Origin of the sequence: Klebsiella sp. R390 (assembly GCF_051131745.1) — a bacterium.
Taxonomy (GTDB): Bacteria; Pseudomonadota; Gammaproteobacteria; order Enterobacterales; family Enterobacteriaceae; genus Klebsiella.
Map to the genome: position 1 here is coordinate 4,379,499 of NZ_CP180445.1, position 23,583 is coordinate 4,403,081.

Sequence of the window (23,583 nt, forward strand, 5' to 3'; positions counted from 1 at the left end):
ATCGGCGAAGTGCTGTGTCCGGAGATGCAGCACGCCGCCCGGCTGGCGGGCGGCGTGTTCGCTTAGTGGCGCACCAGGGTGGCAAAGTAGTAGACCAGCGGAATGGCGAGGATCCACAATCCCAGCGGGATCTCGCGCCATTTGCCGGCAACGGTTTTAATCATGATGTAAAACAGCAGCCCGCCGGCGATGCCGGTCCCGAAGCTGTTGGCGATCAGGGTGATCATCACCATCATCAATACCGGCAACCCGTCGGTGAAATTAGCCAGATCGACTTTGCGCAGGCCGCTGAACATGTTCAGACCGATCAGGATCAGCGCCGGGGCGGTGGCCTCTTTGGGGATCATCAGGGCCACCGGGGTGAACAGCAGCATCAGTAAAAACATCACCGCTGCCGCCAGCGCCGTTAACCCGGTTTTGCCGCCGGCTTCTGCCGCCGCTGAGGATTCGATCAGCGCGGTTGCAGCCGGAATGCCCAGCCATGGGCCGATGGCGGCGGCGATTGAATCGACCATAAACGGCCTGTTGATCTGCGGCATATTGCCTTCGTCATCCAGCAGCCCCGCTTCGCCGCCGACCGCCAGGGTGGTCCCCATGGTGGAGAAAAACTCGGAGGCGAAAAAGACGAACAGGAACGGCAGGAACGCGATATTCAGCGCCCCCAGCATATCGATATGACCCAGCACCGGCGCGAGCGAGTGCGGCATATCGATAAAGCTGCCGGGTAAGCGAGTCACGCCAGCGGGAATACCGATCAGCGTGGCAAACAGGATTGCCCACAGAATGGCGCCCGGAATGCGCCGCGCCTGCAGGGCAATGGCGAGAAACAGGCCGCACAGCGCCACCAGCGCGCCAGGGGAGAGGAAATCTCCCAGCATCAGGGCGTTGGTTTTGGCATTTGCCAGCACCAGGCCTGCGTTGCGAAAGCCCAGGACCGCCACAAACAGGCCGATAGAGGCCGTCAGCCCTAGCTTGATTGACTGCGGCACCGAGCGGGTCACCACTTCGCGCAGTCCAAATGTGGTGAGCAGGAAGAACAGGATCCCAGACCAACAGGCGATACCGAGACCGATTTGCCAGCCGATCCCCTCGCTACCGGCCAGCGTCACCCCCACCAGCACCGAGCCGCCAATGCCGGGGCCAACGATAAACGGCAGGTTGGCGTAAAAGGCCATCAGTAACGTCCCAGCGACGAACACCAGAATCGTCCCGGTGGTGGCGGCACCTTTGTCCATACCGCCCACCGCCAGCAGGCCGGGGATCACTACCAGCAGATAAGCGGCGGCCAGAAAACCGGTCACCCCGGCGAGGCATTCGGTACGCAGCGTGCTGCCGCGGGAGCGTAGGGCAAAACGCCGCTCCAGCCAGCTTCCCTGCGCGGAGGTATGCAGTGTGTTGTCGGCCATGATCAGGCTCCCCGATGATTATTGTTGTGATCGGTTGGGGCCGGGGTTTCCCGGCATGCTATCAGCGGTTCGACGATCTGGCGGGTGGTGCCGTCGGTCAAACCTAAATCAGTCAAATGTGGCCCGGCATTACAGGCGAGGCAGGTTCCCTCAATGGCCTTAAATACCCGGTAGGGCGGCTCCCAGTCGGCGATTTGTGCGCTGAGGTCGCGTAATTCACGGAACTGCTGCGCCAGTTCGACGGCCGGCAGGTCGGACAGCATACCGGCAATCGGCATCGCCACGTGGGCCAGGATAGTGCCTTGCTGGGCAAGCGCCATTCCGCCGCCAGATGCAATCAGCTGGTTGGCGGCCTGCGCCATGTCGGCGGGATGGCGTCCCAGCACCACGAGGTTGTGGGAGTCGTGGGAGTAGCTGGTGGCGATGGCGCCGCGCAGCTCGCCCCAGCCTTCGAGCAGGGCGATTTGCGGCGTGGCCTGGTGACGTCCGTGGCGGTGCTTCACCCAGATCAGGCTGAAGCCTTCCGGTAGCTGGACTTCACCATCGCGGACCTGCACTTCGACTTCACCCCATTGGGTAAAGCGCGCGCCGCGGATATGCCGCAGACGGGCCACGCCGTGCACAATGCCCGGCACCCGCAGCACAAAATCCTGTGCCTCCAGCGGCGCCAGCTGCAGCGTATCGCGCGGGGGTAATACCCCAGCAGCAGCCGGAACAGGCTCGATGATCGCGCCGTCACGGGCTATCGGCTTTCCGGCGACAAAGACCTCACGGGCCTGCAGAGTTTCGAGATTGTCAAAGACCACCAGGTCGGCGCGGCGGCCGGCGGCAATCAGCCCCAAATCGTTACGCTGCAGGCGAATCGCGGCGTTGAGGGTGGCGAAACGCAGGACGTCGGTAGCGGCCAGACCATGGCTAATCAGCAGGTTGAGCAGGGCGATAATACCGCCTTTTTCCAGCAGCATATCCGGCGGCACATCATCGGTGCAGACGGTGATCTGCGAGGAGAGGTGCGGGAGGGTCTTCAGGGCGTTCACGATATCCGGCAGCAGATACGGATGCGAACCGCGTAATTCCAGGGTCAACCCGGCGCGTAGCTTTTCCAGCGCGTCTTCTGCCGAGGTCAGCTCATGATCGGAGGTCACCCCAGCGGCAAGGTAAGCCTGCAGATCGGCGCCGCTCAGGCCACGGGCATGACCTTCGATCAGCTTGCCGCTGTCGAGACCGGCCTGGACAATCTCCTGCATCCGCGCGCTACCGTTGAGTACGCCGTGCATGTCCATCACTTCCGCCACGCCGCACACTTCCGGCCATGCCAGCATGGTGGTCATTTCGGCGCCGGCGAAATCCGCCCCCGACATTTCCAGCCCCGGCGTCGATGGCACGCTGGAAGGGGCGGCAACCATCACCTGCAGCGGCAGATGGCGGCTGGCGTCAACGGCATAGCGCACCCCCTCCACGCCGAGGACGTTGGCCAGTTCATGGGGATCCCAGAAGACCGCCGTGGTCCCCTGCGCGAGGACGATTTCGGCGTAGCGCTCGGGCGGCAGATGGGAGCTTTCAAGGTGGACGTGGGTATCGATCAGCCCCGGTGAAAGGTAGGCGCCTTCCAGCGACTGGCGCTGGTGCGCGTCCGTACGGCTGCCGCGCGGATGCACGCTGGCGATCATCTCGCCAACGATGCCGACATCGGCGGCGCGGACTTCGCCGGTGACCATATCGACGATATGCCCGTCGGTCAGTAACAGGTCGAACGGTGTTTCGCCTCTGGCAGCCTGGACGGCACGGCGGCGGTTTTCTGCATTGCTGGACATAACAACTCCGGCACAAGGATAATGGCGATACTCTAGGCGCACAGCAAACGTTTGCCCAGATGAATAAATTTATCACCCGATAAGCTCGGGTTATTCTGCCTGACTACCCTTAGCGAAGAACATCATGACCGAACCGTGGCAGCGCCTGCCCGCGCTTTCTCTCAAGCAGCTACAGTACTTTGTCACCCTGGCGGAGCTGCGCCATTTCACCGATACTGCCAACCGCCTGGCCATCAGCCAGCCGGCGCTGAGCAGCGCACTGCGCCAGGTGGAAACGGTGCTCGGCGGCAAGCTGGTGAACCGGACCGCCTCTGCGGTGACCCTGACCGAACTGGGGGCGGCGATTTTGCCCCACGCCCGTCGGGTGTTGAGCGTGGCCCAGCTGGCGTTTCAGGATATGCAGCAGATTGTGGCGGCCGGCGGCGATGGCACCGTGCGTATTGGTCTGGTGCCTTCGGTCAGTTCGCTGCTGTTTCCGCTGCTGCCGCAGCTGCTGGCGCAAACCTTTCCCCGGCTGCGGGTTGAGTTCCACGATCAGACCAACGATGCGCTGGTGCGGGAGCTGCAAAGCGGCAAGATTGACTTTGGTATCGGCGCGATCGACAGTTCGCTGCCCGCAGAGTTGCAGGTCTACCCGCTGCGGGAAGACCCGTTTGTGGCGGTGCTGCACCGTGACGATCCGCTGGCGGCGCAGCCGCATTTACCGTGGAAACTGTTGGCCGGGCGCGATATTGCCGTGTTCTCGAAAGGCAATATTCAACGTCTGGTCGGCGCGCTGGCGGAGAGCCATCGGCTGACCCTGAACACCCGGTATCAGGTGGATTATATCGAAACCCTGTATGGTCTGGTGCGCTCGCGCCTGGCCATTGCCATCCTGCCGGCGCTCTATACTACCCATTTACAGGATCCGGCGTTGCAGATAGCACAGCTCCAGCAGCCCGCGCTGGCGCGTACCGTCGCGTTAATGCGCGGGGCACAGCCGCTGCCGCCGTTGATTGAAGAGTGCTTTTTACTGCTGCTAAGTTCGCTGCGCGAATCGGCGGCGCACCTCAGGGTGTAGAGGGAACCAGTGCATTGGCGGCGTTCAGTGTCTTTCAGACAAAAAAATACCCCACAGCCACAGGCTGCGGGGTAGGGTAAGTCACGGCGTAAGCTTACGGAGTAACGATGTTGAACCAGAACTCAAACTTGTCCATATAGCTCAGCATTTCGTCCAGCTTCGCGGCATTCCCGGTAATGGTCACGTCACCATTATCGACAGCCTGCTTCAGCGTTTCCTGCTTCAGGATGATCTTGTTCAGCGCTTCGCGGCTCAGCGTGATGTTAGCATCCGCATCTTTCGCTTCGACGTTAGCGGTGTGGTTCAGCACGCCGTTTTCCAGCTCCAGCTTGTATTTGCCGCCGTCTTTACCAAGGTCAACGTTGAAGATTGCTTTGGCATTGCCTGCTTTCTCACCGTTGATATGCACGCCCAGATAATCGAAGAACATTTCCGGGGTCATCGCACGCACGGTATCCGGGCTGGCGGTGTTCGGCGTCGGCAGTTGCTGTACGCCGTTACGCAGTTCCTGAGCACCGGTCAGATAGAAGTTACGCCACGTGCCCGCTTCGGCCTGGTAACCCAGCTGCTCCAGCGCATCCGCTTCCAGATTACGCGCTTCCTGGTTTTTCGGGTCAGCAAATACAACTTTGCTGGTGACCTGAGCAACCCAACGGTAGTTACCCTGGCTGTAATCTTCTTTGGCTTTCTTCAGTACGTTGCTGGCGCCGCCCATATAATCAACAAACTTCTTCGCCGCTTCTTCTGGCGCCAGTTCGTCGAGGGTCGCCGGGTTGCCATCGAACCAGCCGAGATAGAACACGTAGGTGGCTTTCACATCGTGGCTGACAGAACCGTAATAACCGCGGCTTGCCCACTGTTTTTCCAGTGACGGCGGCAGCTTGAAGTTCGCGGCGATCTCATCACGGGTCAGGCCTTTGTTGGCCAGGCGCAGCGTCTGGTCATTGATAAAGCGATACATGTCGCGCTGACCTTTCATCAGCTTAACAATGTTTTCGTTACCCCAGGTCGGCCAGTGGTGCTGGGCGATAATCACTTCGGCATCGCTGCCCCAGCGCTCGATGGCGGCGTTGATATACTTCGACCATGCCAGCGGGTCACGGATTTTCGCGCCACGCAGAGAGTAGGTGTTGTGCAGCGTATGGGTGACGTCTTCTGCTGCTTCAATCAGTTTCTTCTCTTTGATGTACCACAGCATTTCTGACGGCGCTTCAGAGCCCGGTGCCATCATAAAGTCGTAGGTCAGGCCATCGATAACTTCTTCTTGCCCGGTATGGGTGATGTAGTCCGTTGGTTGCAGCAGGGTCACCGTACCGGCAGAGGTGGTGGTCCCCAGACCCGCGCCGACCTGGCCTTTTGCATCAGGCTTCAGCAGGTTACCGTACATGTAGCTGGCGCGACGGCTCATGGCGTTACCGGCCATAATGTTTTCAGACACGGCTTCTTTCATGAATCCGTCCGGGGCGTAGATTTTCACTTTGCCCGCTTTCACGTCGGCTTCATCAACCACACCACGGATACCGCCGTAGTGGTCTACGTGGCTGTGGGTGAACAGCACGGCGACGACCGGTTTTTTACCGCGGTTTTTGTAGTACAGATTCAGTGCTTCTTTCGCCGGTTCTGCAGACAATAACGGGTCAATAATGGTGATGCCTTTATCGCCTTCAACAATGGTCATGTTGGAGAGGTCGAGATTACGAATCTGATAAACACCATCGGTGACTTTATACAGGCCGCTGATATTAATCAGCTGAGACTGACGCCACAGGCTTGGGTTAACGGTCGCAGGTGCTTTTTCGCCTTCTTTAATGAAGTCGTACTTCGCCGGGTCCCAGATAACGTTACCTTGTGCGCCTTTAATCACTTCTGCTGGCAGCGCGGCAACGAAACCTTTGTGCGCATTTTCAAAGTCGGTTTTGTCGGCAAACGGTAACTTATTATAAAGTGCGTTATTTGCCTGTTGAGTGGCTTCTGTGGCATCTTTCGGCATGACCTGCGCGAAAGCGGAAACAGAAAGAGAAGTTAAAACACCGGCCAGTGCCAGATGTTTTGCGATCTGATTTAATTTCATTGAAGGGCCTCTTGGATAATTTTTGTCATCCTCAACAAATAATGATGAAGGGACAAAAGCAAATCTGGAGTAATTGTTGACCATTGTAAGGGAATTGAATTAGTGCGATAGTCCCAAATGGGACTGGCTGGTAATCAGGATACGTTCACGGTGAATAGAAAGAGCGTTCCCTGCTATAATTTGCTCGATGGTACAGGGAACAAAAAGGGGGATGACGTGAATTTTCAGGACGTGCACAGCTATTATCAAGGTCTTAAAATAGATACCTATCTCGCGGAAATAACCGAAGAGGGCGAAGTGCTGTCTGTTGCGTTAAATAAAAAATTAGTATTAAAGCCCGACTCTATCTATTTTTGCGTTAAAGGTTCTTTAGCCATGGTGATGCCAGATAATGGACTCATGATTGGTAATACTATTGAGCATATGCCGGTGGGATTGCTGGAAAGATATTGCCCACTGGCGAAGTTTGAATATATTTCGGTGGCACCTGCGGAGGTTATCAAAATATCCTACGAGGCGTTTGATCGTATTTTTATGAAAAACGACCCGCAACGCATCCAGGAGCTGACGACCATTCTGGTGTATATGACCATCTTTACCATCGACCTGCACAACGAACGTCGTCAGCTGACCAGCTACCAGACGATCCGGCCGATGCTGTTTCGTTACCTGTATCGCCAGAATGCACATAAGGGCGAAAACGAGGGGCTGGCGTTGTTTATCATCCGCCGGACCAACCTGTCACGAACCCACGTTTTCCGGGTGCTTGCCGAACTGAAAGCCGGGGGGTATATCACCATGGAGAGAGGCAAGCTGATTTCTATTGATCGACCGCTGCCGGAAGACTACTAAGCAGAAAGGCCCCACGGACGGCCTGCAACCATAAGCCGCAGTTAAAGACCAGGCAAAATGGCGTGGTGCATCATTTGCTGGCTGCGCTTGCCATCATCTCTACCCTGGCCGATTGCCGACAATCGGCAAATATGATCTGCCTTCTTTTGCCGTAAACCTGCCCCGACATCGAGAAACGAAGCCATCCGAGAAGCACGGCTTACGCAGGCTCGCGCGCGTTAAAACAGCTGGCGCTTCGATTACAACACAAAAAATGGTAGGAAATATGGAGGTATATGCGATTGCAAATAATATTCATTTTCATTATCGTTTTCATTCCGTAAACTACTGTAAAGAAATATTACATGTCTACAGCATCTGTAAAGAAAGCCGCGTTCTGCGCCCTGGCCGTTGCCGTTTCCCTTCACCCTTTCTGCGCATCTGCAAAGGCGTTCAGTGAGAAGGAATTTCACTCACAGCCCCTGGGGCGCGGGGTTTATGAGTTAGCCTATGACAACCAGCAGCAGGCGATTTATGCCGCCTCAGCACCCTCTTTTGAGAAAGATAAAACCGCTGGCGTGGTGTTCAGACTGGCGGCCGATTCTTTGCAGATTAAGGACAAAATCGCCACCGAACGCCGCACCTTTGCGCTCTCGCTGGATGAAGAAAACCATGTTCTCTATCTGGGTAATGCGCTGGACGGCTCGGTGATGCTGCTGGACACGCTCACTGGCAAGGTGATTAACACCATCCAGTTGAGCGATGATTCGGATCCTGAGAAAAAAGCCCACGTTCGTGAAGTGGTGCTCGATAAGCACAACCAGCGCCTGTATGTCTCCGGGATCGGGCGTAAAGACAAAGGGCTGCTCTGGGTCGTCGATACCCGTAAACAGCAGTTGCTGGAGACCATCGGGAAAATCGAACCGGTGGGATTTGCGGTGGATGCCACGGGTGAGAAGGTTTATGTGGTCACCGGTCATGGCGAACTGGTTACCCTTGATGGCAAGACCTCGACGCTGCTCTCCCGCGTGAAGGTCGACCCGGCCGAGGCCAATCACTACTTCCTCAATATCGCGCTGAATAGCGCCGCAGGCGTGGGCTATATCGCCGATACCAATACCCGCGACCTGCTGGTGGTGGACCTGCGCTCCGGCAAGCTGCTGCATCGCATTGCCACGCCGAACTCCATTGCCGTGCTGTATAACGCCGCGCGCGATGAAATCTATGTGACCCACCGCAACGACCGCTCGATAAGCGTGATTGATGCCAAAACCAACCGCGTCAAACACACCATCAAAACGGCGGCCATGCCGAACAGCCTGGTGCTTTCTGCTGATGCCAGAACGCTGTATGCCAGCGTCAAACAAGACGAAAAATCCGACCAGGCTGACTACGTTCTCAAGATTGATCTAACTACATTTTAAGGGCTTTTTTTGTGACGATTAAGACACGCATGGCCGTGGCGATTGCGCTCGCCATTGCCAACCTGCCGGCAGTGGTTTATGCGGCAGACAGCACCCCGGCCAACGAAGATCAAATGGTGGTGACCGCTACCGGCTTTACTCAAGAACGACGCGAGGCGCCAGCTACTATCTCGGTGCTTGATGAGAAAGCGCTCAATACCCGTTCAAACCAGAACGTGACGGAAGCCATCCGCGAGATGCCGGGTGTGCTGGTCGGCAACGGCCACGGCAGCCTGGCAACCGGTGATGTACAGATGCGCGGTATGGACTCTTCATATACCTCGTTTATGGTAAACGGTATTAAGCAGTCGACCCGTGAATCCCGACCTTACGGGCACCATATCGGTACTGAAGCGGCTTTTATGCCGCCGCTGGCCGCCATTGAACGGGTTGAGGTGATTCGCGGACCGATGTCCTCGTTGTATGGATCTGACTCTATTGGCGGTGTGGTTAACGTCATCACCAAAAAAGCGTACAACCTCGATACGTGGACGGGGGTGCTGGAGGATAATTACTTCCTGCAGGAGAAAAGCGAATACGGCAACACCAACCAGAGCAACGTTTTCTTGATGGGACCGGTGGTGCCAGGCAAGCTCGGGGTGAGCGTGGCGGCAGATTATCTTGACCGTCGCGATGATGATAGCCCGGCTAAGCAGCGTTTTGTGAAGCACGAAGCGGGGAATCTGGATGCGACGATTTCCATGTCGCCCACCGATACCCAACTGTGGGATCTGAACGCCACCAAAGGTAATCAGGAGAAAACCCATAACGATAAGCAGTGGTACTGGGGTTTTGACCGCGATGCGGCCTCGCTTTCGCAGCACGCCTGGTACGGCGATGACCTGCTGGAGGTCAAGAACTTCATCAGCTACGAGAAAGCGCGCACGGAATATCGGGTGCCGGGCATGGATTCGCAATTTATTAAGCAGAATAACTTCGAAGCCAACAGCGCGAATACCTTTAACCTGGGCGATCACAAGCTGACGTTAGGCATCAACTTCACCCGTAACGAGCTGAATGACACCTTTGGGATAGAAGATAAGCAGGCGCCCGGCGTGACGCCGGTCAGCAAGATCACCCGCCACGGCTGGGCGGTCTTTGCGGAAGATGCCTGGATGATGGTGCCGGATTTCACCCTGACCACCTCGGCGCGTCTGGATCATGACAGCTACTTTGGCTACCACGTCACCCCTAAGCTGTACGGTAACTGGACCTTGAATGAGTCATGGGCACTGAAAGGCGGCGTGTCCGCCGGGTATAAGAAGCCGGATCTCCGCGAGAATAACGCCGGTTTTACCAGCGTCTACGGCGCGTATCCCTACTCTGAGATCGGCATTGGTAATGATGATCTGAAGCCGGAGCAGAGCATCAATACCGAGCTGGGGCTGTACTGGCAGCAGGATGCACTGGCGTTGGATGCCACAATCTTCCACACCAAATTCAAAGATAAAATCAGCGATCACACCATCTGTACGGCGTCCGCAACCCAGAAATGTCAATACAATGGCTACACCGCAGACAGCGTGTCGCAATATATTAACGTTGGTGATGCGCAGATCTACGGTCTGGAGCTGAACGGAGACTGGCAGGCCACCGCCGCGCTAAAAGCCAACGCGAACTATACCTATACCCACAGCGAACAGAAGAGCGGTGAATATAAAGGGTACGCGCTGAGCGATTTCCCGAGCAGCATGGCCAACGTGTCGCTGACCTGGAATACCACCAACGATCTCGAACTGTGGACCCGGGCAAGCTGGCGCAGCAACTCGCCGGATATCGGCAAGTCCACCTCCACCGAGGCCTACGCGCTGGTGGATCTCGGTGCTCGTTATCACCTGAACAAGCACGTCACCCTGATGAGCGGCATCTACAATTTGTTTGATGTGAACCCGGTTTACACTACCAGCTATCGACAGACCGCGATGCTGGAAGGGCGCCGCTACAATTTCGGCGGCCGTATCGAGTTCTGATGCATAAGGCAGGGGTTGTGTTGTAAGCATCCCGGTAAACCGGACCATTCACATTTTGAGATCTTCCGGCATATTGATTATGTTCCCGGATGAGATCGTATGCCTACGGCTGAGTTTGCTGACGGAACTACCTGCTTCGGAATCGGGAAGAATACTGATGATTTGTTCGTCGGAATACGCTTCCCCATAGGGATGCACTCACGTTGCTAATGAAGACATTACTAACATCACGGTGTATTAATTTGCGGGGGAAGGTCAAGTAAGGGGGGAAGTCGCCCCCTCTAAGATTTTATGCTGTGTTTCGTTCCTTCCACGCATCAGAGAAGATTACGTTACCATCGACATAGCACCAGGTGATTTTTTCGTACTGAAGGCTTACGCTCTCTACATGGTTCAGCTTTGAGTTACCTTCTAATTTGCAGTTTGGCACACTGCAATTCACGCTAGTGATCTTCACATTCTCCATCAGCACCGTGTAATAGCAAACCTCTTGTCCTGCATCGTTGATTTTATAGTATTTAAACTCAGCGCTTTTCAGTGTTTGGCCTGTAGCGGCTGCTTTGTACAAGTAAGGCGTAGAGCTATCAACTTCCTTTTCAAATCTGAAAGGGGAATGTGAACGAGTACCAGTGATTTTACCATTAGCGTTATCCACAGGAATGTTGATACCGTGGCTCATTCCAATGACTTCAATACTTCCCTCACGATCCTGAACATCTACTGAGCCTTTGATGTCTGCACCGCCATCATCTTTAAGCCAAAGATACGGGGGAATTGGCATTTTATTTACTCCTGATTTTTCTGATTAACTTCATTGTTATCATATGAGCAACGATGGTGATTGTTATCGTTGTAAGAACATCAATGTAAAAATAAGTGTCGTCTATCTCTTCCCCGCCAACATGGCCATAACCAAAAATGAAATTGGCTACCTTATCGGCAAATGGATGATTTACCCAGTTATAGGGGTTGCCTAACGTGCGGCCTACAGCAACGAATAGCAGAACGAAAAAGAGGATTTTAGATAGGCGTATAGTCCATTTTCTAAGGGCAGGTTGCGCCATCAGCGACCACCTCAACATAACCCCTTGTCATGAGGGAGCGCATACACGGTACAGGTTCAGGTTTTTCTCTTAACAGTGCATTTCTGATTAGCGCGTAATCTGAGTTGTGAGCAATGGTTATACAACCTTTGGAGATAGTACCGGGGTGAAGCCTAAACAAGCCCCTGTACACGTCATTTATCCATGTGCCATCATCTATGCCCCAATCATCCCTATACAGTGCAAACCATTCTGAATGTTTGAACTCTGCGCCGTAGAAAGTTTTGTTGATAGTATCTCTTATAAAAGCGTTAGCCTTACTGAATAAACCACCTTCGCCACGTCCAACTATCCAATATTTACCCGGTGGAATTGGACCATTATCAGGAATAGCTCTACAGCCACCATGATTACGATAAACACCGTTACCAGAGTGAGCCATAAACGTTCCTACGCCATATAGCGTGAAAGGCGAATAATCAGCATCATTAATAATCAACGTTCCGTGTAACACGCAGAAAGCCCTTAGTCATTGCATTGATTAACAATCATACATTGAATGCAATATGAGTAGGGAAGTGATTTTTTCTAAAAGTATATTTAAGTCAAATAGATATAAGTTAAACTAAATAGTAATTTAAGGGAGGTAACTGTTAGCTAACGCGGCTTACATCGTCAATTTCCTTACCTCGTCCACTATGCAACTAAATTCACCGCTTGCCGATACTTTACGCGCACTCATCCATCTAATCTCGCTAACTAAACGTAAATACCGATGATCTTGTTAATCACAGCTTCGAGGTATCAAGCCCAGCGGCTTTGAGTCGTTCGGTCAGATTTCTCATTTTGCTGAACTCAGTACCAAAACTGGCTTTAAGTCCCACACCTTCGCAAAACTCTTTTGCCGTGACGTTTTTCAGGCGGTCGGCGTATTTGATCATCTGGAGGTGCATTTCCACCGTTTGACCATTTCGCGGTGCGCTGCTGATAGCTTGCTTAATGTTCTCGTAGATCTGGGTTTCTGTCATTTGCTTATCTCATTTATCTTAATTAGCTAAATAATATAAATTAGCTAATTAAGATAATAAATAAGTTTCGTCATACAGATACGGGGTACAAGGTGGGGTGCAGCGTAAAGAAGCGATAACCGCAAGCGTGGGCTTGCGTCAGCGAGCAACTTCCCCTAATCTGGCAAAAAGTAAGAGAAATGTACCAAATGACTCGGGGTGCCCTTCTTTGTGAAGGCTGAGAAAAACCCGTAGTACCTGATCTGGATAATGCCAGCGTAGGGAAGTCAGAGACCACAAGGTCGTTGCTTCTACGTCGCCTGGCTGGAGCACACGATGCAAACTGAGCCACTCAATCCCGCGCATATTGCGCACCTGCAACATCTGTTTCGCCGCCATTCCCCCCTTGTGCACTGCATGACCAACGATGTGGTACAGACCTTTACCGCCAACGTCCTGCTGGCGATCGGCGCCTCGCCGGCGATGGTTATTGACCCGCAAGAAGCTGTGCAGTTTGCTGCTATCGCCGATGGACTGCTGATTAACGTCGGCACCTTAACCGTCGACCGTGCGGAAGCCATGCGCGGCGCGGCGCTCAGTGCGCAAAGCGCCGGTAAACCCTGGACGCTGGATCCGGTGGCGGTCGGGGCATTAACCCTGCGCAGCACCTTCTGCCATGAACTGCTGAGCCTGCACCCGGCGGCCATTCGCGGCAACGCCTCGGAAATTATGGCGCTGGCCGGCATGAGCGCCGGCGGGCGCGGCGTGGACACCACCGATACTGCCGCCGCGGCGCTACCGGCCGCCCAGGCGCTGGCCCGACAGATCAATACCATTGTGGCGGTGACCGGCGAAGTGGATTACATCACCGACGGACAGCGCACGCGTACGGTCGGCGGCGGCGATGTGCTGATGACCCGAGTGGTGGGCACCGGCTGCGCGCTCTCCGCTGTAGTGGCCGCCAGTACCGCCATGCCCGGCGACCGCCTTGAGAACGTTGCCGCCGCCTGCGGCCTGATGAAACAGGCGGGTGGCCTGGCGGCTCACGGCAGAGGACCGGGCAGCTTTACCCCGGCATTCCTTGACGCACTATATGGGGAGTTACAGGGATGAAACGGATTAATGCACTGACCATCGCCGGTACCGATCCCAGCGGCGGCGCCGGGATCCAGGCCGATCTGAAAACGTTCTCTGCGCTGGGGGCCTATGGCTGCTCGGTGATCACCGCGCTGGTGGCGCAAAACACCCGCGGCGTGCAGTCGGTCTATCGTATCGAACCCGACTTTGTTGCCGCCCAGTTGGATTCCGTGTTCAGTGACGTGCGCATCGATACCACCAAAATTGGCATGCTGGCGGAAACGGACATCGTGGAGGCGGTGGCCGAGCGACTGGCCCGCTATCAGATCGACAACGTGGTGCTGGATACGGTGATGCTGGCGAAAAGCGGCGACCCGCTGCTCAGCGCCTCCGCGGTGGACACACTACGCAAGCGCCTGCTGCCGCGGGTGTCGCTGATTACCCCGAATCTACCGGAAGCGGCGGCGCTGCTGGATGCCCCTCATGCGCGTAACGAGAAAGAGATGCTGGAACAGGGGAGGGCGCTGCTGGCGATGGGCTGCGGTGCGGTGCTGATGAAAGGCGGCCATCTCGATGACGCCGAAAGCCCGGACTGGCTGTTTACCCGCGACGGCGAACAACGCTTCACCGCGCCGCGGGTACAGACCAAAAATACCCACGGAACCGGCTGTACGCTCTCCGCGGCGCTGGCCGCACTGCGCCCACGCTATGCCGACTGGGGGCAAACGGTGGCTGAAGCTAAAGGCTGGCTCTCTGCGGCGCTGGCGCAGGCCGATTCGCTGGAAGTGGGCCACGGCATCGGGCCGGTGCACCATTTCCACGCGTGGTGGTAACAGGTAACGCTCCCCGCTGGCTGAAGGATGTCGAGAGCATTATCTGAGCCAGCGAGTCCCGATTCCAGCCGGTAAAAAGCGCTGAAAAATGCGATCCCGGCTGGAAAATATGCTAAGTCGGTACCAGGCTTAACCTGCCCAAATACTTGGGTCAGGAAAAGACATGCCGGCTGCGGCCGGCGCTAACGGGAGCATAGCTATGACTGATATTACGCAGTTGCTTGGCAAAGATGCCGACAGCCTTTTACAGCACCGTTGTATGACCATTCCAGCTGACCAGCTTTATCTTCCAGGGTCAGATTATGTCGACCGGGTGATGGTGGATAACAACCGTCCGCCGGCGGTGCTGCGTAATATGCAAACCCTCTACAATACCGGACGCCTGGCAGGGACCGGATACCTCTCCATCCTGCCGGTTGACCAGGGCGTGGAACACTCGGCAGGCGCCTCGTTTGCCGCCAATCCGCTCTACTTTGATCCGAAAAATATCGTCGAACTGGCTATTGAGGCCGGTTGCAACTGCGTGGCGTCCACCTATGGCGTACTGGCCTCGGTATCGCGCCGCTACGCGCACCGCATTCCCTTCCTGGTGAAGCTTAACCACAACGAAACCCTCAGCTACCCGAACACCTTTGACCAGACGCTGTACGCCAGCGTGGAGCAGGCCTTCAATATGGGTGCGGTGGCGGTCGGGGCGACGATCTATTTCGGTTCCGAGGAGTCGCGTCGCCAGATTGAAGAGATTTCTGCGGCCTTTGAACGCGCGCATGAGCTGGGCCTGGTGACCGTGCTGTGGGCCTATCTGCGTAACCCGGCGTTCAAAAAAGACGGCGTCGACTATCATGTGTCGGCCGACCTCACCGGCCAGGCGAACCATCTGGCGGCCACCATTGGCGCCGATATCGTGAAGCAGAAAATGGCGGAAAATAACGGCGGCTATAAAGCGGTTAACTTTGGCTATACCGACGATCGCGTGTACAGCAAACTGACTTCTGAAAACCCGATTGACCTGGTGCGCTATCAGTTGGCGAACTGCTATATGGGTCGTGCCGGGTTAATCAACTCCGGCGGTGCAGCGGGGGGCGAAACCGACCTGTCGGATGCCGTGCGTACCGCGGTCATCAACAAGCGTGCCGGCGGGATGGGGCTGATCCTCGGTCGTAAAGCGTTTAAAAAGTCGATGAGCGACGGCGTGAAGCTGATTAATGCGGTGCAGGATGTCTATCTGGATGGCAAAGTGACCATTGCCTGAGTACCGGCCCCTCTCAACGAGAGGGGCCTCATTTTACCGACCTATTGGCGAAGCAAGCGGGCAGCCTGCTGCAGCGCCAGATAGGCTTCATAACGGCGTTGATGCAGTTCCTGATACGACGTCTCGCAACGGTAGGTTTTATCGACCCGGGTAAACTGCTTCATGGCCTCAGGCAGTGACGCCGACACCTGACCGGCGACGGCACCAAGAATGGCTGAGCCTAACAGCACCGGTTCGCTGCACGCGGTACTCACGATATTGATGCCGCAGGCGTCGGCCAGCAGCTGACGGACCAGTGGATGCTGCCCGGCACCACCGCTGATGACGATGTTTTCACTGTGAATGCCGCACGCCTGCTGGGCATCAAGGATCTGCCGCAGCCCGTAGCCAATCCCGCATAACCCCGCAACATACAGCGCCAGCAGATTATCCAGATCCTGCTCCATGCCTAATCCCGCCACCACCGCTCTGGCCTCCGGGTCCGCCAGCGGCGCACGGTTACCGAGGAACTCCGGCACCACCAGCAGTCCGGCGGCAAGGTCGGCCGCCGCAGAGGCACAGGTCACCTGAGCCAGAACGCGATCGGCGAGATACACCGGCAGCGCAACCCCCGCCTGCTGAGCCAGTTCGCTGGCCTGCGCGGCGGCCGGGTGAAAACGCAGCAGCTGGTCGATCGCGGCACCTGCCGCACTCTGGCCACCTTCGCTCAACCACAAACCGGGCACCATCGCAGAGTAATACGGCCCCCAGACGCCGGGAACGAATACGGCATTAGGAGTGCTGGCCATGGTGCAGGAGGAGGTGCCGAACACGTAGGCCATATTGTTGACCGCACCATCGAGCACCCCGACGGTGCCGATGCCGCCGGCGTGGGCGTCAATCATCCCGGCAGCCACCGGCGTACCGACCGGCAGCCCCATCTCCCCGGCCGCCTCAGCGCTCAGACCCTGGCCGCAGGGCGTGCCCGGATCGACAATACGTTGGCCAATACGCGCGAAATCGTCGTCCGCCAGATCGCCGAGGCCAATCTGGCGGAAGTAGTCGGCATCCCAGCGCTGTTCATGCGCCAGATAGGTCCATTTGCAGGTGACGGTACACATTGAACGGGCCAGATCACCGGTGGCACGCCAGGTCAGGTAATCCGCAAGGTCGAAGAAGTGTTGTGCCTGCTGATAGGTCTGCGGACGGTTCTCCTTCAGCCACAGAATTTTCGGCGTTTCCATCTCAGGCGAGATAGTGCCGCCGACGTACTGCAGCACCGCGTGTCCGGTGGCGTTAATTTTTTCGGCCTGGGCGGTGGCGCGATGATCCATCCAGACGATGATATCACGCTGAGGATCGTCCCCAGGCCCGACCGCCAACGGCGCGCCATGTTCGCCGACCACCACCAATGAGCAGGTGGCGTCGAAACCAATCCCGGCGACGGAGTGCGGCGCGGCGCCGGAGCGTGCCAGCGCGCTGCGAATGCAGCTGCAAACCGCCTGCCAGATTTCGCCGCTGGATTGTTCCACCATGTTACCCGCGCTGCGAAACAGGGTGATCCCCTGGGTCGCATGGGCGAGAAGGGTACCATTAAGGTCAAAGATCCCGGCGCGCACGCTGGCAGAGCCGACATCGACGCCAATAATGGTGTGTTTATCGTCGTTCATAGAGCCATCCTTAAGCCTGGCGGGTTAATGTTCAGAGATCCACGCTGTTAGGCAGGATAACCAGATCGCGAACGGTGACGTTCTTCGAACGCGTCACCATAAACAGCACCGATTCGGCGACTTCGATGGGCTGCATCAGGCTGCCATTGGCCAGCGCCTCTTCCATTTTTTCTTTCGGCCAGTCATCGAGCAGGGCGGTGACCACCGGGCCCGGCAAGACGGCCCCAACCCGCACGCCATGCTGCGACACCTGGCGACGAGTGGTATGAACGAAGGCCTGCACGGCAAATTTTGAAGCAGTGTAAATCGGCTCCCAGATAACCGGCACCACCCCGGCGATTGAGCTGGTGAAGATAATATCGCCGGATTTCTGTGCGATCATATGCGGCAGCACGCTGCGCACGCAGCGAAAGGCGGCATTGGTATTGAGATGCAGGACGCGGTCCCAAACGTCAGGGTCGCCTTCCGCCACCGGCCCGCCGATATAGGCGCCGGCGTTAGCGTGGAAAATATCCAGCCCGCCGGCGAGATCCAGAATGCCGGCCAGCAGGTTGTCGACCTGCGCGCCCTGCATCAGATCAACCTGTAGCGCAAAAGCATTTTCGCCGAGTTCAGCCACAATCTTATTCAGCTTTTCGCCTTCGCGGTCGATCAGCACGACTTTGGCGCCCGCGGCGAGCAAGGTGGTGGCGCAGGCGAGGCCGATGCCGGAAGCGGCGCCGGTGACCGCAGCGACTTTACCATTGAGAGAAGTATTCATAGAGGATACAGAGTGGTTCATTTTATAATCCTTCTTTGAGTCTGTTTAGGTCAATCTGTCGGGTCATCGCCAGGCGTGGGGCCAGCGTTGATATCGGGCGTGAAATATTGTTAACGCAATGAATCTGAACGCTATTTATTGGTATATGCTGAAGTGTTAGCAATAAGTGACGCAATACGGTATGGAGTATAATGGTAGCTCAATCGATGAAGCCAATGTAGCGCCAGCTTCATCGATTGAGCAAGTGGGGAAATTAACAGCGAAATGAATTTGTGACGTAAGTTGGGAAAATGAAAAAAATCACTATCTACGATCTGGCGGAATTATCCGGCGTGTCGGCAAGCGCGGTGAGCGCGATCCTCAATGGCAACTGGAAAAAGCGCCGCATCAGCGCAAAGCTGGCGGAAAAGGTCACGCGGATCGCCCAGGAGCAGGGCTACGCGATAAACCGTCAGGCGAGCATGCTGCGTAGCAAAAAATCGAATGTGATTGGCATGATCGTTCCCAAATACGATAACCGTTACTTCGGCTCGGTGGTGGAAAGCTTCGAGGAGATGGCGCGCGAGCGCGGTCTGCTGCCGATTATCACCTGTACCCGCCGCCGTCCGGAGCTGGAAATTGAAGCGGTTAAAGCGATGCTCTCCTGGCAGGTTGACTGGGTGGTGGCGACCGGGGCGACCAATCCGGATACCATCACCGAACTGTGCCAGCAGGCGGGGGTTCCCACCGTTAATCTCGATCTGCCGGGCACGCTGGCCCCGTCGGTGATTTCCGATAACTACGCCGGGGCCAGGGCGCTGACGGATAAAATCCTCGATAACAGCCTGAGGCGTCACGGGACTCTGGCACCGCTGACTTTCGTCGGCGGGCGTAGCAGCGATCACAATACCCTTGAGCGTCTGCGCGGTTTCCGCGATGCGCATCTGCAGCGAGGGCTTGAGGTGCCGGAAGAGAATGTGCTCGCACCCGGTTACTCGAAGGGCAAAGTGGAAGCCTGCATGCAGGCCCGCTTTGGCGCCGGGGAGGCGCACCTGCAGGGCTTTTTCGTCAACTCGACGATCTCGCTCGAAGGGGTGGTCAGATGGCTGGCGCAGCGGGGGTTAACCGGTACCGAACAGCCGCCGATGGGCTGTTTTGACTGGGACCCGTTTGTCTTCCTGCTGGGCCACGATATCGATATGGTGCAGCAAAATGTCCCGGCGATGCTGGAGGCGGTGTTTAGCCTTATCGATGCCGACGACGCCAGCAAACGGCTGATTGAAATCCCGCCGCTGCTGATCGACAGTCGCGAACATCTCTGAGTCCCTGTCAGTGGCGACCTGAGCGGTCGCCGCTAGCGGGTCAGCAACCAGCGCGCGGTATGCTCATCGGTAACCAGGCCGTTGATCCAGCCGCCTTTCAGCGCCGCAAGGATCGCCGGGCGTTTGTACTCACCGCAGGCCACCGCGATGCGCGGGCACTGATTCTGGCGAATATCGTAGCTGGTGATCATCCGGTTGATATCGCTCTCAACCACGCCGCCTTCCGCATCGATAAAGCGGCCAAGGATCTCGCCGATGCCTCCCTGAACCGTTAGCTCGTCCAGCTGTGCCTGGTTGATAAAACCGTCCTTAAAGATCGGACTGTTGGTGCCAAGCGGGCCGATCCCGACGAAAATCACGTCCGCCTGCTGCGCCACCCCTGATACATTGCGGAACAGACGGCTGGTGCACCACATTTCATGTTCATCCACCGTTTGTGCATAGCGCGGCGCGGGCCATTGGTAGTATTTGGCCTGAATTTTTCGCGCCAGCAGCAGGGGAACATCATCGTAGTAGTTACACTGCCCGTCGGCGTCCATGGCGCTGATCAGCGCCACACAACGGGTATTCAGGCTGTCAAAGTCGATGCGCTGCATGGTTTTTTTCAGCGTCAGCCCGGAGCCGATACCAATAATTTTCGCTTTATCGTCCTGCAGATAGCGGGCCATCAGCTGATAGCAGCCGAAGGAGACGCTCTCCAGGGTGCTCTCTTCGCTCCAGGCGGGGACGATATTGCAGGCGATCAGCTGATATTTTTCCTGTAGCAGTTGCGCATAGTCGAGACAGTTTGCCACTGGGTGGTGAAGGCCAATGGAGACGATCCCCTCTTCTTTGGCGGCGGCGATCATCCGCTGGACCACCGGCCTTGAGGTGCCCAGCTGGCTGGCTATCTCGCTTTGATTGAGTCCAGCAATGTAGTACATCCATGCCGCGCGGACCTTCTGATCCAGCCTGATGTCATCTTCTTTCCCCATGATCCCCTGCCTTAAGCCTGTCCAGCCGGCGTGATTGCCCGTAATCCAGTATCAGCGCATTTTCGCTGCGGTTTTATAAACAGGCAAGCTTTTGCTCTGATTTGGTCATTTGTAATTTTAATGGTCAATTGATCTTTTGTGATCTATAGCTCTTAATTGGGTCTAATGATCATCTACAGTGAGCCGCATACACTCAAGGAGATCAGCATATGAATCAGCAATACACGTGGCTTCACATCGGTCTGGGTTCTTTTCATCGTGCGCATCAGGCGTGGTATCTCCATCGTCTGATTGCCGGGGGCGATCGGCGCTGGCATATCGCGGCCGGGAATATTCGTCCGGATGCCGAGCAGGTGGTGCAGGCGCTGGCGGCGCAAAACGGGCGTTATGTGCTGGAAACCGTCAGCCCTGACGGGGAGCGCGAGTACGAAGAGATCACCTCGATTCAAAAACTGCTGCCGTGGCAGGCTGACCTGCAGCCGCTGATTGCCGAAGGGGCGCAGCCGCAGACCAAAGTGATCGCCTTCACCGTGACCGAAGGCGGGTACTACCTGAACACCAGCCATAAGCTGGAAACCAGCAACCCGGATCTCCAGTCCGACCTGCAGGGCGGCTGCGCCACCATTTATGGCACCATCGCGCGCATTCTGGAAAAACGAATGGCTGATAATGCCGGGCCGCTGACGCTGCTCAACTGCGATAACGTGCGTCACAACGGCGAACGTTTTCATGACGGGCTGGTGGAGTTCCTGCAGTTAACCGGCAAGCAGGCGCTGATTGCGTGGCTGGCGGAGAATGCGACCTGCCCGAACACCATGGTTGACCGTATCACCCCGCGTCCGGCGGCGGATCTGCCGGCGCGCATTAAAGCGCAAACCGGCATCGACGATCGCGCGCCGGTAATGGGCGAAACCTTTATTCAGTGGGTGGTTGAAGACAATTTCCGCGACGTCCGCCCGGACCTTGAAGCCGTGGGTGTGGAGATGGTCGCATCGGTCATTCCTTACGAAGAGGCGAAAATCCGCATTCTGAACGCCTCGCACAGCTGCATCGCGTGGGCCGGGACCTTGATCGGCCAGCGCTATATCCATGAGAGCACCCTGACCGATTTTATCTATGCCATCGCCGACCGCTACGTCACCGAAGATGTGATCCCATGCCTGGGAGATAACGGGATCGATCTGGCGACCTACCGCGATGTGGTGCTTAAGCGCTTTACCAACCCGTACATCCAGGACACCAACCAACGGGTGGCGGCGGATGGCTTCTCGAAAATACCGGCGATGATCGCGCCGACCTTACAGGAGTGCTACCAGCGCGGTGCTCGCCCGAACGCCACCGCCATGCTGCCGGCGCTGTTCTTCGTCTTTATGGAACAGTGGCACAAAGGCACTCTGCCGTACGAGTACCAGGACGGCATTCTTGACGCCCAGGCGGTACATGAGATGTTCGAATCCAGTGACCCCATCGCCTGCTACGCCAAAGACCGGGTGCTGTTTGGCTCCCTGAGCGAGCGGGATGATTTCCTGACCCTGCTGCGCGAGAAAGTGGCGGCAGTCTATTCACTGATGCAATAGGAGCGCGCGATGTATTTAGGAATCGATCTCGGAACGTCGGAAGTCAAAGCGCTGGTCATTGATGAGAACAATGATGTCGTTGCCAGCCATAGCGCGCCGCTGAGCATTCAGCGGCCCCAACAGCATTGGTCAGAACAGGCGCCGCAGGCCTGGTGGGAGGCGACGGAATACCTGATAGCCACGCTGCGGGAAAAATGCGCCGGCCATTGGTCCGCGATTAAGGCCATCGGCCTCTCCGGGCAGATGCACGGGGCGGTGCTGCTGGATAGCCGCGGGGAGGTGATCCGCCCGGCGATTTTGTGGAACGACACCCGCTGCGCGCAGGAGTGCCGCGAGCTTGAGGAGATGGCTCCCGAGCTGCATCAGGTGGCCGGGAACCTGGCGATGCCGGGGTTTACTGCACCGAAACTGCTCTGGGTACGCCGTCACGAGCCGGAAAACTTCCAGCGCACGGCCACGGTGATGCTGCCGAAAGACTATCTGCGCTACAAAATGAGCGGGCAAAAAATTTCTGATATGTCCGATGCCGCGGGGACGCTGTGGCTGGACGTCGCAAAACGCGACTGGTCCGATGCGCTGCTGGATAAGTGCGGTCTGTCGCGAAGCCATATGCCAGCGCTGGTCGAAGGCTGCGAGGTCTCCGCCACGCTTGACCCGCAGGTGGCGGCACGCTGGGGATTAAATGCCTCGGTGGTGGTGGCCGGCGGCGGTGGCGATAACGCGGTCAGCGCCATTGGCGTTGGTGCGGTTTCGCCGGGAGATGCGTTTATTTCGCTCGGCACCTCCGGGGTGCTGTTTGTGGTGACCGATGCCTATCGTCCGGCGCCTCAGTCGGCGGTGCACGCTTTCTGCCATGTGCTGCCCAACTTGTGGCACCAGATGAGCGTGATGCTCAGCGCCGCCAGCTGCCTGCAGTGGTTCTGCCGCTTAACCAGCACCACCGAAGTGGCGCTACTGGAAGAGATCGCCCAGCTCAGCGAAGCGGAAAAGGCCAACGCGCCGATGTTCCTGCCGTATCTCTCCGGGGAGCGCACGCCGCATAACGATCCCGACGCGCGCGGGATGTTTTGGGGGATGACCCATGCCAGCCTGCGTGCCCAGCTGGGCTACGCGGTGCTGGAAGGGGTGAGTTTCGGCATTAACGATGGCTTGCAGGTGCTGAAAGAGAGCGGCACGCAAATTACGCAGTGTTCGCTAGTGGGCGGCGGCGCCCGCAGTCCCTTCTGGGCGCAGCTGCTGGCCGATATCCTCAACATGCCGGTGGTCACCCACAAGGGCGGTGAAACCGGCGGCGCGCTGGGAGCGGCGAGGCTGGCCTGTCTGGCGGTGGGCAAACCGCTGGCCGAGGTGTGCGAAAAGCCGGAGGTCTACCAGACCTGGCGTGCCGCGCCCGAGCGTCATCGCGCGCTGATGCAGCGCTATGCACAGTTTAAATCGTTATATCTGAACGACCTGAATTATAGACATCATTGATTTTAATAATAAAAACCCTCCG

At 56.9% G+C, this 23,583-nt stretch carries 20 protein-coding genes and 1 riboswitch; of the genes, 10 read left to right on the top strand and 10 right to left on the bottom strand.

What is annotated here, in order from left to right; translation table 11 throughout:
• Window positions 1-62: 62 nt before the first annotated feature.
• Both ACMYSP_RS20555 and ACMYSP_RS20560 read right to left on the bottom strand, forming a co-directional pair.
• Window positions 63-1,406 carry an NCS2 family permease gene (locus ACMYSP_RS20555; RefSeq protein ID WP_434583889.1) on the bottom strand — a complete coding sequence of 448 codons (1,344 nt, stop codon included), beginning with the start codon at window positions 1,404-1,406 and terminating at the stop codon, window positions 63-65.
• 2 nt (window positions 1,407-1,408) lie between these two features.
• Entirely contained in the window at window positions 1,409-3,220 is a 1,812-nt protein-coding gene (locus tag ACMYSP_RS20560; RefSeq protein ID WP_434583890.1) for an adenine deaminase, read from the bottom strand.
• Between the two features lie 121 nt (window positions 3,221-3,341).
• Between ACMYSP_RS20560 and ACMYSP_RS20565 the strand changes: the two genes are divergently transcribed.
• A complete protein-coding gene (locus tag ACMYSP_RS20565) occupies window positions 3,342-4,280 on the top strand; it encodes a LysR family transcriptional regulator (protein ID WP_434587200.1) in 939 nt (312 codons plus the stop codon).
• Window positions 4,281-4,374: 94 nt separating this feature from the next.
• Here the strand turns inward: ACMYSP_RS20565 and ACMYSP_RS20570 are convergent, their stop codons facing one another.
• Entirely contained in the window at window positions 4,375-6,351 is a 1,977-nt protein-coding gene (locus ACMYSP_RS20570) for an alkyl/aryl-sulfatase (RefSeq protein WP_434583891.1), read from the bottom strand.
• Between the two features lie 216 nt (window positions 6,352-6,567).
• On the opposite strand from ACMYSP_RS20570, the gene ACMYSP_RS20575 reads away from it, so the two are divergent.
• The 3 genes from ACMYSP_RS20575 (at window position 6,568) to ACMYSP_RS20585 (ending at window position 10,615) form a co-directional block, all read left to right on the top strand.
• Window positions 6,568-7,203, top strand: a complete 636-nt coding sequence (locus tag ACMYSP_RS20575; protein ID WP_434583892.1) for a helix-turn-helix domain-containing protein — start codon at window positions 6,568-6,570, stop codon at window positions 7,201-7,203.
• Between the two features lie 344 nt (window positions 7,204-7,547).
• On the top strand, window positions 7,548-8,606 hold the full coding sequence (locus tag ACMYSP_RS20580) for a YncE family protein (RefSeq protein ID WP_434583894.1): 1,059 nt from the start codon (window positions 7,548-7,550) through the stop codon (window positions 8,604-8,606).
• Window positions 8,607-8,635: 29 nt separating this feature from the next.
• Complete coding sequence (locus ACMYSP_RS20585; protein WP_434587202.1) at window positions 8,636-10,615, top strand: TonB-dependent receptor domain-containing protein; 1,980 nt, start codon at window positions 8,636-8,638, stop codon at window positions 10,613-10,615.
• 289 nt (window positions 10,616-10,904) lie between these two features.
• Here the strand turns inward: ACMYSP_RS20585 and ACMYSP_RS20590 are convergent, their stop codons facing one another.
• The 4 genes from ACMYSP_RS20590 to ACMYSP_RS20605 form a co-directional block, all read right to left on the bottom strand.
• Complete coding sequence (locus tag ACMYSP_RS20590) at window positions 10,905-11,396, bottom strand: Hcp family type VI secretion system effector (RefSeq protein ID WP_434583896.1); 492 nt, start codon at window positions 11,394-11,396, stop codon at window positions 10,905-10,907.
• Between the two features lies 1 nt (window position 11,397).
• Window positions 11,398-11,679: a hypothetical protein gene (locus tag ACMYSP_RS20595; protein ID WP_434583897.1), complete on the bottom strand. Its 282-nt coding sequence runs from the start codon at window positions 11,677-11,679 to the stop codon at window positions 11,398-11,400.
• Entirely contained in the window at window positions 11,660-12,172 is a 513-nt protein-coding gene (locus ACMYSP_RS20600) for a DUF2778 domain-containing protein (protein ID WP_434583899.1), read from the bottom strand. The genes ACMYSP_RS20595 and ACMYSP_RS20600 overlap by 20 nt, the downstream gene beginning before the upstream one ends.
• 274 nt (window positions 12,173-12,446) lie before the next feature.
• Window positions 12,447-12,686: an HTH-like domain-containing protein gene (locus ACMYSP_RS20605; protein WP_434583900.1), complete on the bottom strand. Its 240-nt coding sequence runs from the start codon at window positions 12,684-12,686 to the stop codon at window positions 12,447-12,449.
• Window positions 12,687-12,870: 184 nt separating this feature from the next.
• Window positions 12,871-12,967, top strand: a riboswitch (TPP riboswitch).
• Window positions 12,968-13,001: 34 nt separating this feature from the next.
• Here ACMYSP_RS20605 and thiM point away from each other — a divergent pair.
• The 3 genes from thiM (at window position 13,002) to fbaB (ending at window position 15,827) form a co-directional block, all read left to right on the top strand.
• Complete coding sequence (gene thiM / locus ACMYSP_RS20610; protein WP_434583902.1) at window positions 13,002-13,778, top strand: hydroxyethylthiazole kinase; 777 nt, start codon at window positions 13,002-13,004, stop codon at window positions 13,776-13,778.
• Complete coding sequence (thiD, locus tag ACMYSP_RS20615) at window positions 13,775-14,575, top strand: bifunctional hydroxymethylpyrimidine kinase/phosphomethylpyrimidine kinase (RefSeq protein ID WP_434583903.1); 801 nt, start codon at window positions 13,775-13,777, stop codon at window positions 14,573-14,575. The genes thiM and thiD overlap by 4 nt, the downstream gene beginning before the upstream one ends.
• A gap of 199 nt (window positions 14,576-14,774) precedes the next feature.
• Window positions 14,775-15,827, top strand: a complete 1,053-nt coding sequence (gene fbaB / locus ACMYSP_RS20620) for a class I fructose-bisphosphate aldolase (RefSeq protein WP_123755520.1) — start codon at window positions 14,775-14,777, stop codon at window positions 15,825-15,827.
• Window positions 15,828-15,868: 41 nt separating this feature from the next.
• On the opposite strand, the gene ACMYSP_RS20625 is transcribed toward fbaB, so the two are convergent.
• On the bottom strand, window positions 15,869-17,476 hold the full coding sequence (locus ACMYSP_RS20625) for an FGGY-family carbohydrate kinase (RefSeq protein ID WP_434583904.1): 1,608 nt from the start codon (window positions 17,474-17,476) through the stop codon (window positions 15,869-15,871).
• 31 nt (window positions 17,477-17,507) lie between these two features.
• Window positions 17,508-18,257 (bottom strand): SDR family oxidoreductase, encoded by a 750-nt coding sequence (locus tag ACMYSP_RS20630; RefSeq protein WP_174507887.1) that lies wholly within the window; start codon window positions 18,255-18,257, stop codon window positions 17,508-17,510.
• A 269-nt stretch (window positions 18,258-18,526) separates the two neighbouring features.
• On the opposite strand from ACMYSP_RS20630, the gene ACMYSP_RS20635 reads away from it, so the two are divergent.
• Window positions 18,527-19,537, top strand: a complete 1,011-nt coding sequence (locus tag ACMYSP_RS20635) for a LacI family DNA-binding transcriptional regulator (RefSeq protein ID WP_434583905.1) — start codon at window positions 18,527-18,529, stop codon at window positions 19,535-19,537.
• 32 nt (window positions 19,538-19,569) lie between these two features.
• Here the strand turns inward: ACMYSP_RS20635 and ACMYSP_RS20640 are convergent, their stop codons facing one another.
• Window positions 19,570-20,511, bottom strand: a complete 942-nt coding sequence (locus ACMYSP_RS20640; protein ID WP_434583906.1) for a sugar-binding transcriptional regulator — start codon at window positions 20,509-20,511, stop codon at window positions 19,570-19,572.
• Window positions 20,512-20,720: 209 nt separating this feature from the next.
• Here ACMYSP_RS20640 and dalD point away from each other — a divergent pair, with 209 nt between their 5' ends.
• Together dalD and xylB are read left to right on the top strand one after the other, a co-directional pair.
• Window positions 20,721-22,088 (top strand): D-arabinitol 4-dehydrogenase, encoded by a 1,368-nt coding sequence (gene dalD / locus ACMYSP_RS20645; RefSeq protein ID WP_434583908.1) that lies wholly within the window; start codon window positions 20,721-20,723, stop codon window positions 22,086-22,088.
• A 9-nt stretch (window positions 22,089-22,097) separates the two neighbouring features.
• Window positions 22,098-23,561: a xylulokinase gene (xylB, locus tag ACMYSP_RS20650; RefSeq protein WP_434583909.1), complete on the top strand. Its 1,464-nt coding sequence runs from the start codon at window positions 22,098-22,100 to the stop codon at window positions 23,559-23,561.
• Window positions 23,562-23,583: the final 22 nt, after the last annotated feature.

Excerpts from the sequence above, each read along its gene's own strand:
- ACMYSP_RS20555 (WP_434583889.1), bottom strand. The coding sequence starts at position 1,406 with ATGGCCGACAACACACTGCATACCTCCGCGCAGGGAAGCTGGCTGGAG.
- ACMYSP_RS20560 (WP_434583890.1), bottom strand. The coding sequence starts at position 3,220 with ATGTCCAGCAATGCAGAAAACCGCCGCCGTGCCGTCCAGGCTGCCAGA.
- ACMYSP_RS20570 (WP_434583891.1), bottom strand. The coding sequence starts at position 6,351 with ATGAAATTAAATCAGATCGCAAAACATCTGGCACTGGCCGGTGTTTTA.
- ACMYSP_RS20580 (WP_434583894.1), top strand. The coding sequence starts at position 7,548 with ATGTCTACAGCATCTGTAAAGAAAGCCGCGTTCTGCGCCCTGGCCGTT.
- ACMYSP_RS20585 (WP_434587202.1), top strand. The coding sequence starts at position 8,636 with ATGGCCGTGGCGATTGCGCTCGCCATTGCCAACCTGCCGGCAGTGGTT.
- ACMYSP_RS20590 (WP_434583896.1), bottom strand. The coding sequence starts at position 11,396 with ATGCCAATTCCCCCGTATCTTTGGCTTAAAGATGATGGCGGTGCAGAC.
- ACMYSP_RS20595 (WP_434583897.1), bottom strand. The coding sequence starts at position 11,679 with ATGGCGCAACCTGCCCTTAGAAAATGGACTATACGCCTATCTAAAATC.
- ACMYSP_RS20605 (WP_434583900.1), bottom strand. The coding sequence starts at position 12,686 with ATGACAGAAACCCAGATCTACGAGAACATTAAGCAAGCTATCAGCAGC.
- thiM (WP_434583902.1), top strand. The coding sequence starts at position 13,002 with ATGCAAACTGAGCCACTCAATCCCGCGCATATTGCGCACCTGCAACAT.
- thiD (WP_434583903.1), top strand. The coding sequence starts at position 13,775 with ATGAAACGGATTAATGCACTGACCATCGCCGGTACCGATCCCAGCGGC.
- fbaB (WP_123755520.1), top strand. The coding sequence starts at position 14,775 with ATGACTGATATTACGCAGTTGCTTGGCAAAGATGCCGACAGCCTTTTA.
- ACMYSP_RS20625 (WP_434583904.1), bottom strand. The coding sequence starts at position 17,476 with ATGAACGACGATAAACACACCATTATTGGCGTCGATGTCGGCTCTGCC.
- ACMYSP_RS20630 (WP_174507887.1), bottom strand. The coding sequence starts at position 18,257 with ATGAACCACTCTGTATCCTCTATGAATACTTCTCTCAATGGTAAAGTC.
- ACMYSP_RS20635 (WP_434583905.1), top strand. The coding sequence starts at position 18,527 with ATGAAAAAAATCACTATCTACGATCTGGCGGAATTATCCGGCGTGTCG.
- ACMYSP_RS20640 (WP_434583906.1), bottom strand. The coding sequence starts at position 20,511 with ATGGGGAAAGAAGATGACATCAGGCTGGATCAGAAGGTCCGCGCGGCA.
- dalD (WP_434583908.1), top strand. The coding sequence starts at position 20,721 with ATGAATCAGCAATACACGTGGCTTCACATCGGTCTGGGTTCTTTTCAT.
- xylB (WP_434583909.1), top strand. The coding sequence starts at position 22,098 with ATGTATTTAGGAATCGATCTCGGAACGTCGGAAGTCAAAGCGCTGGTC.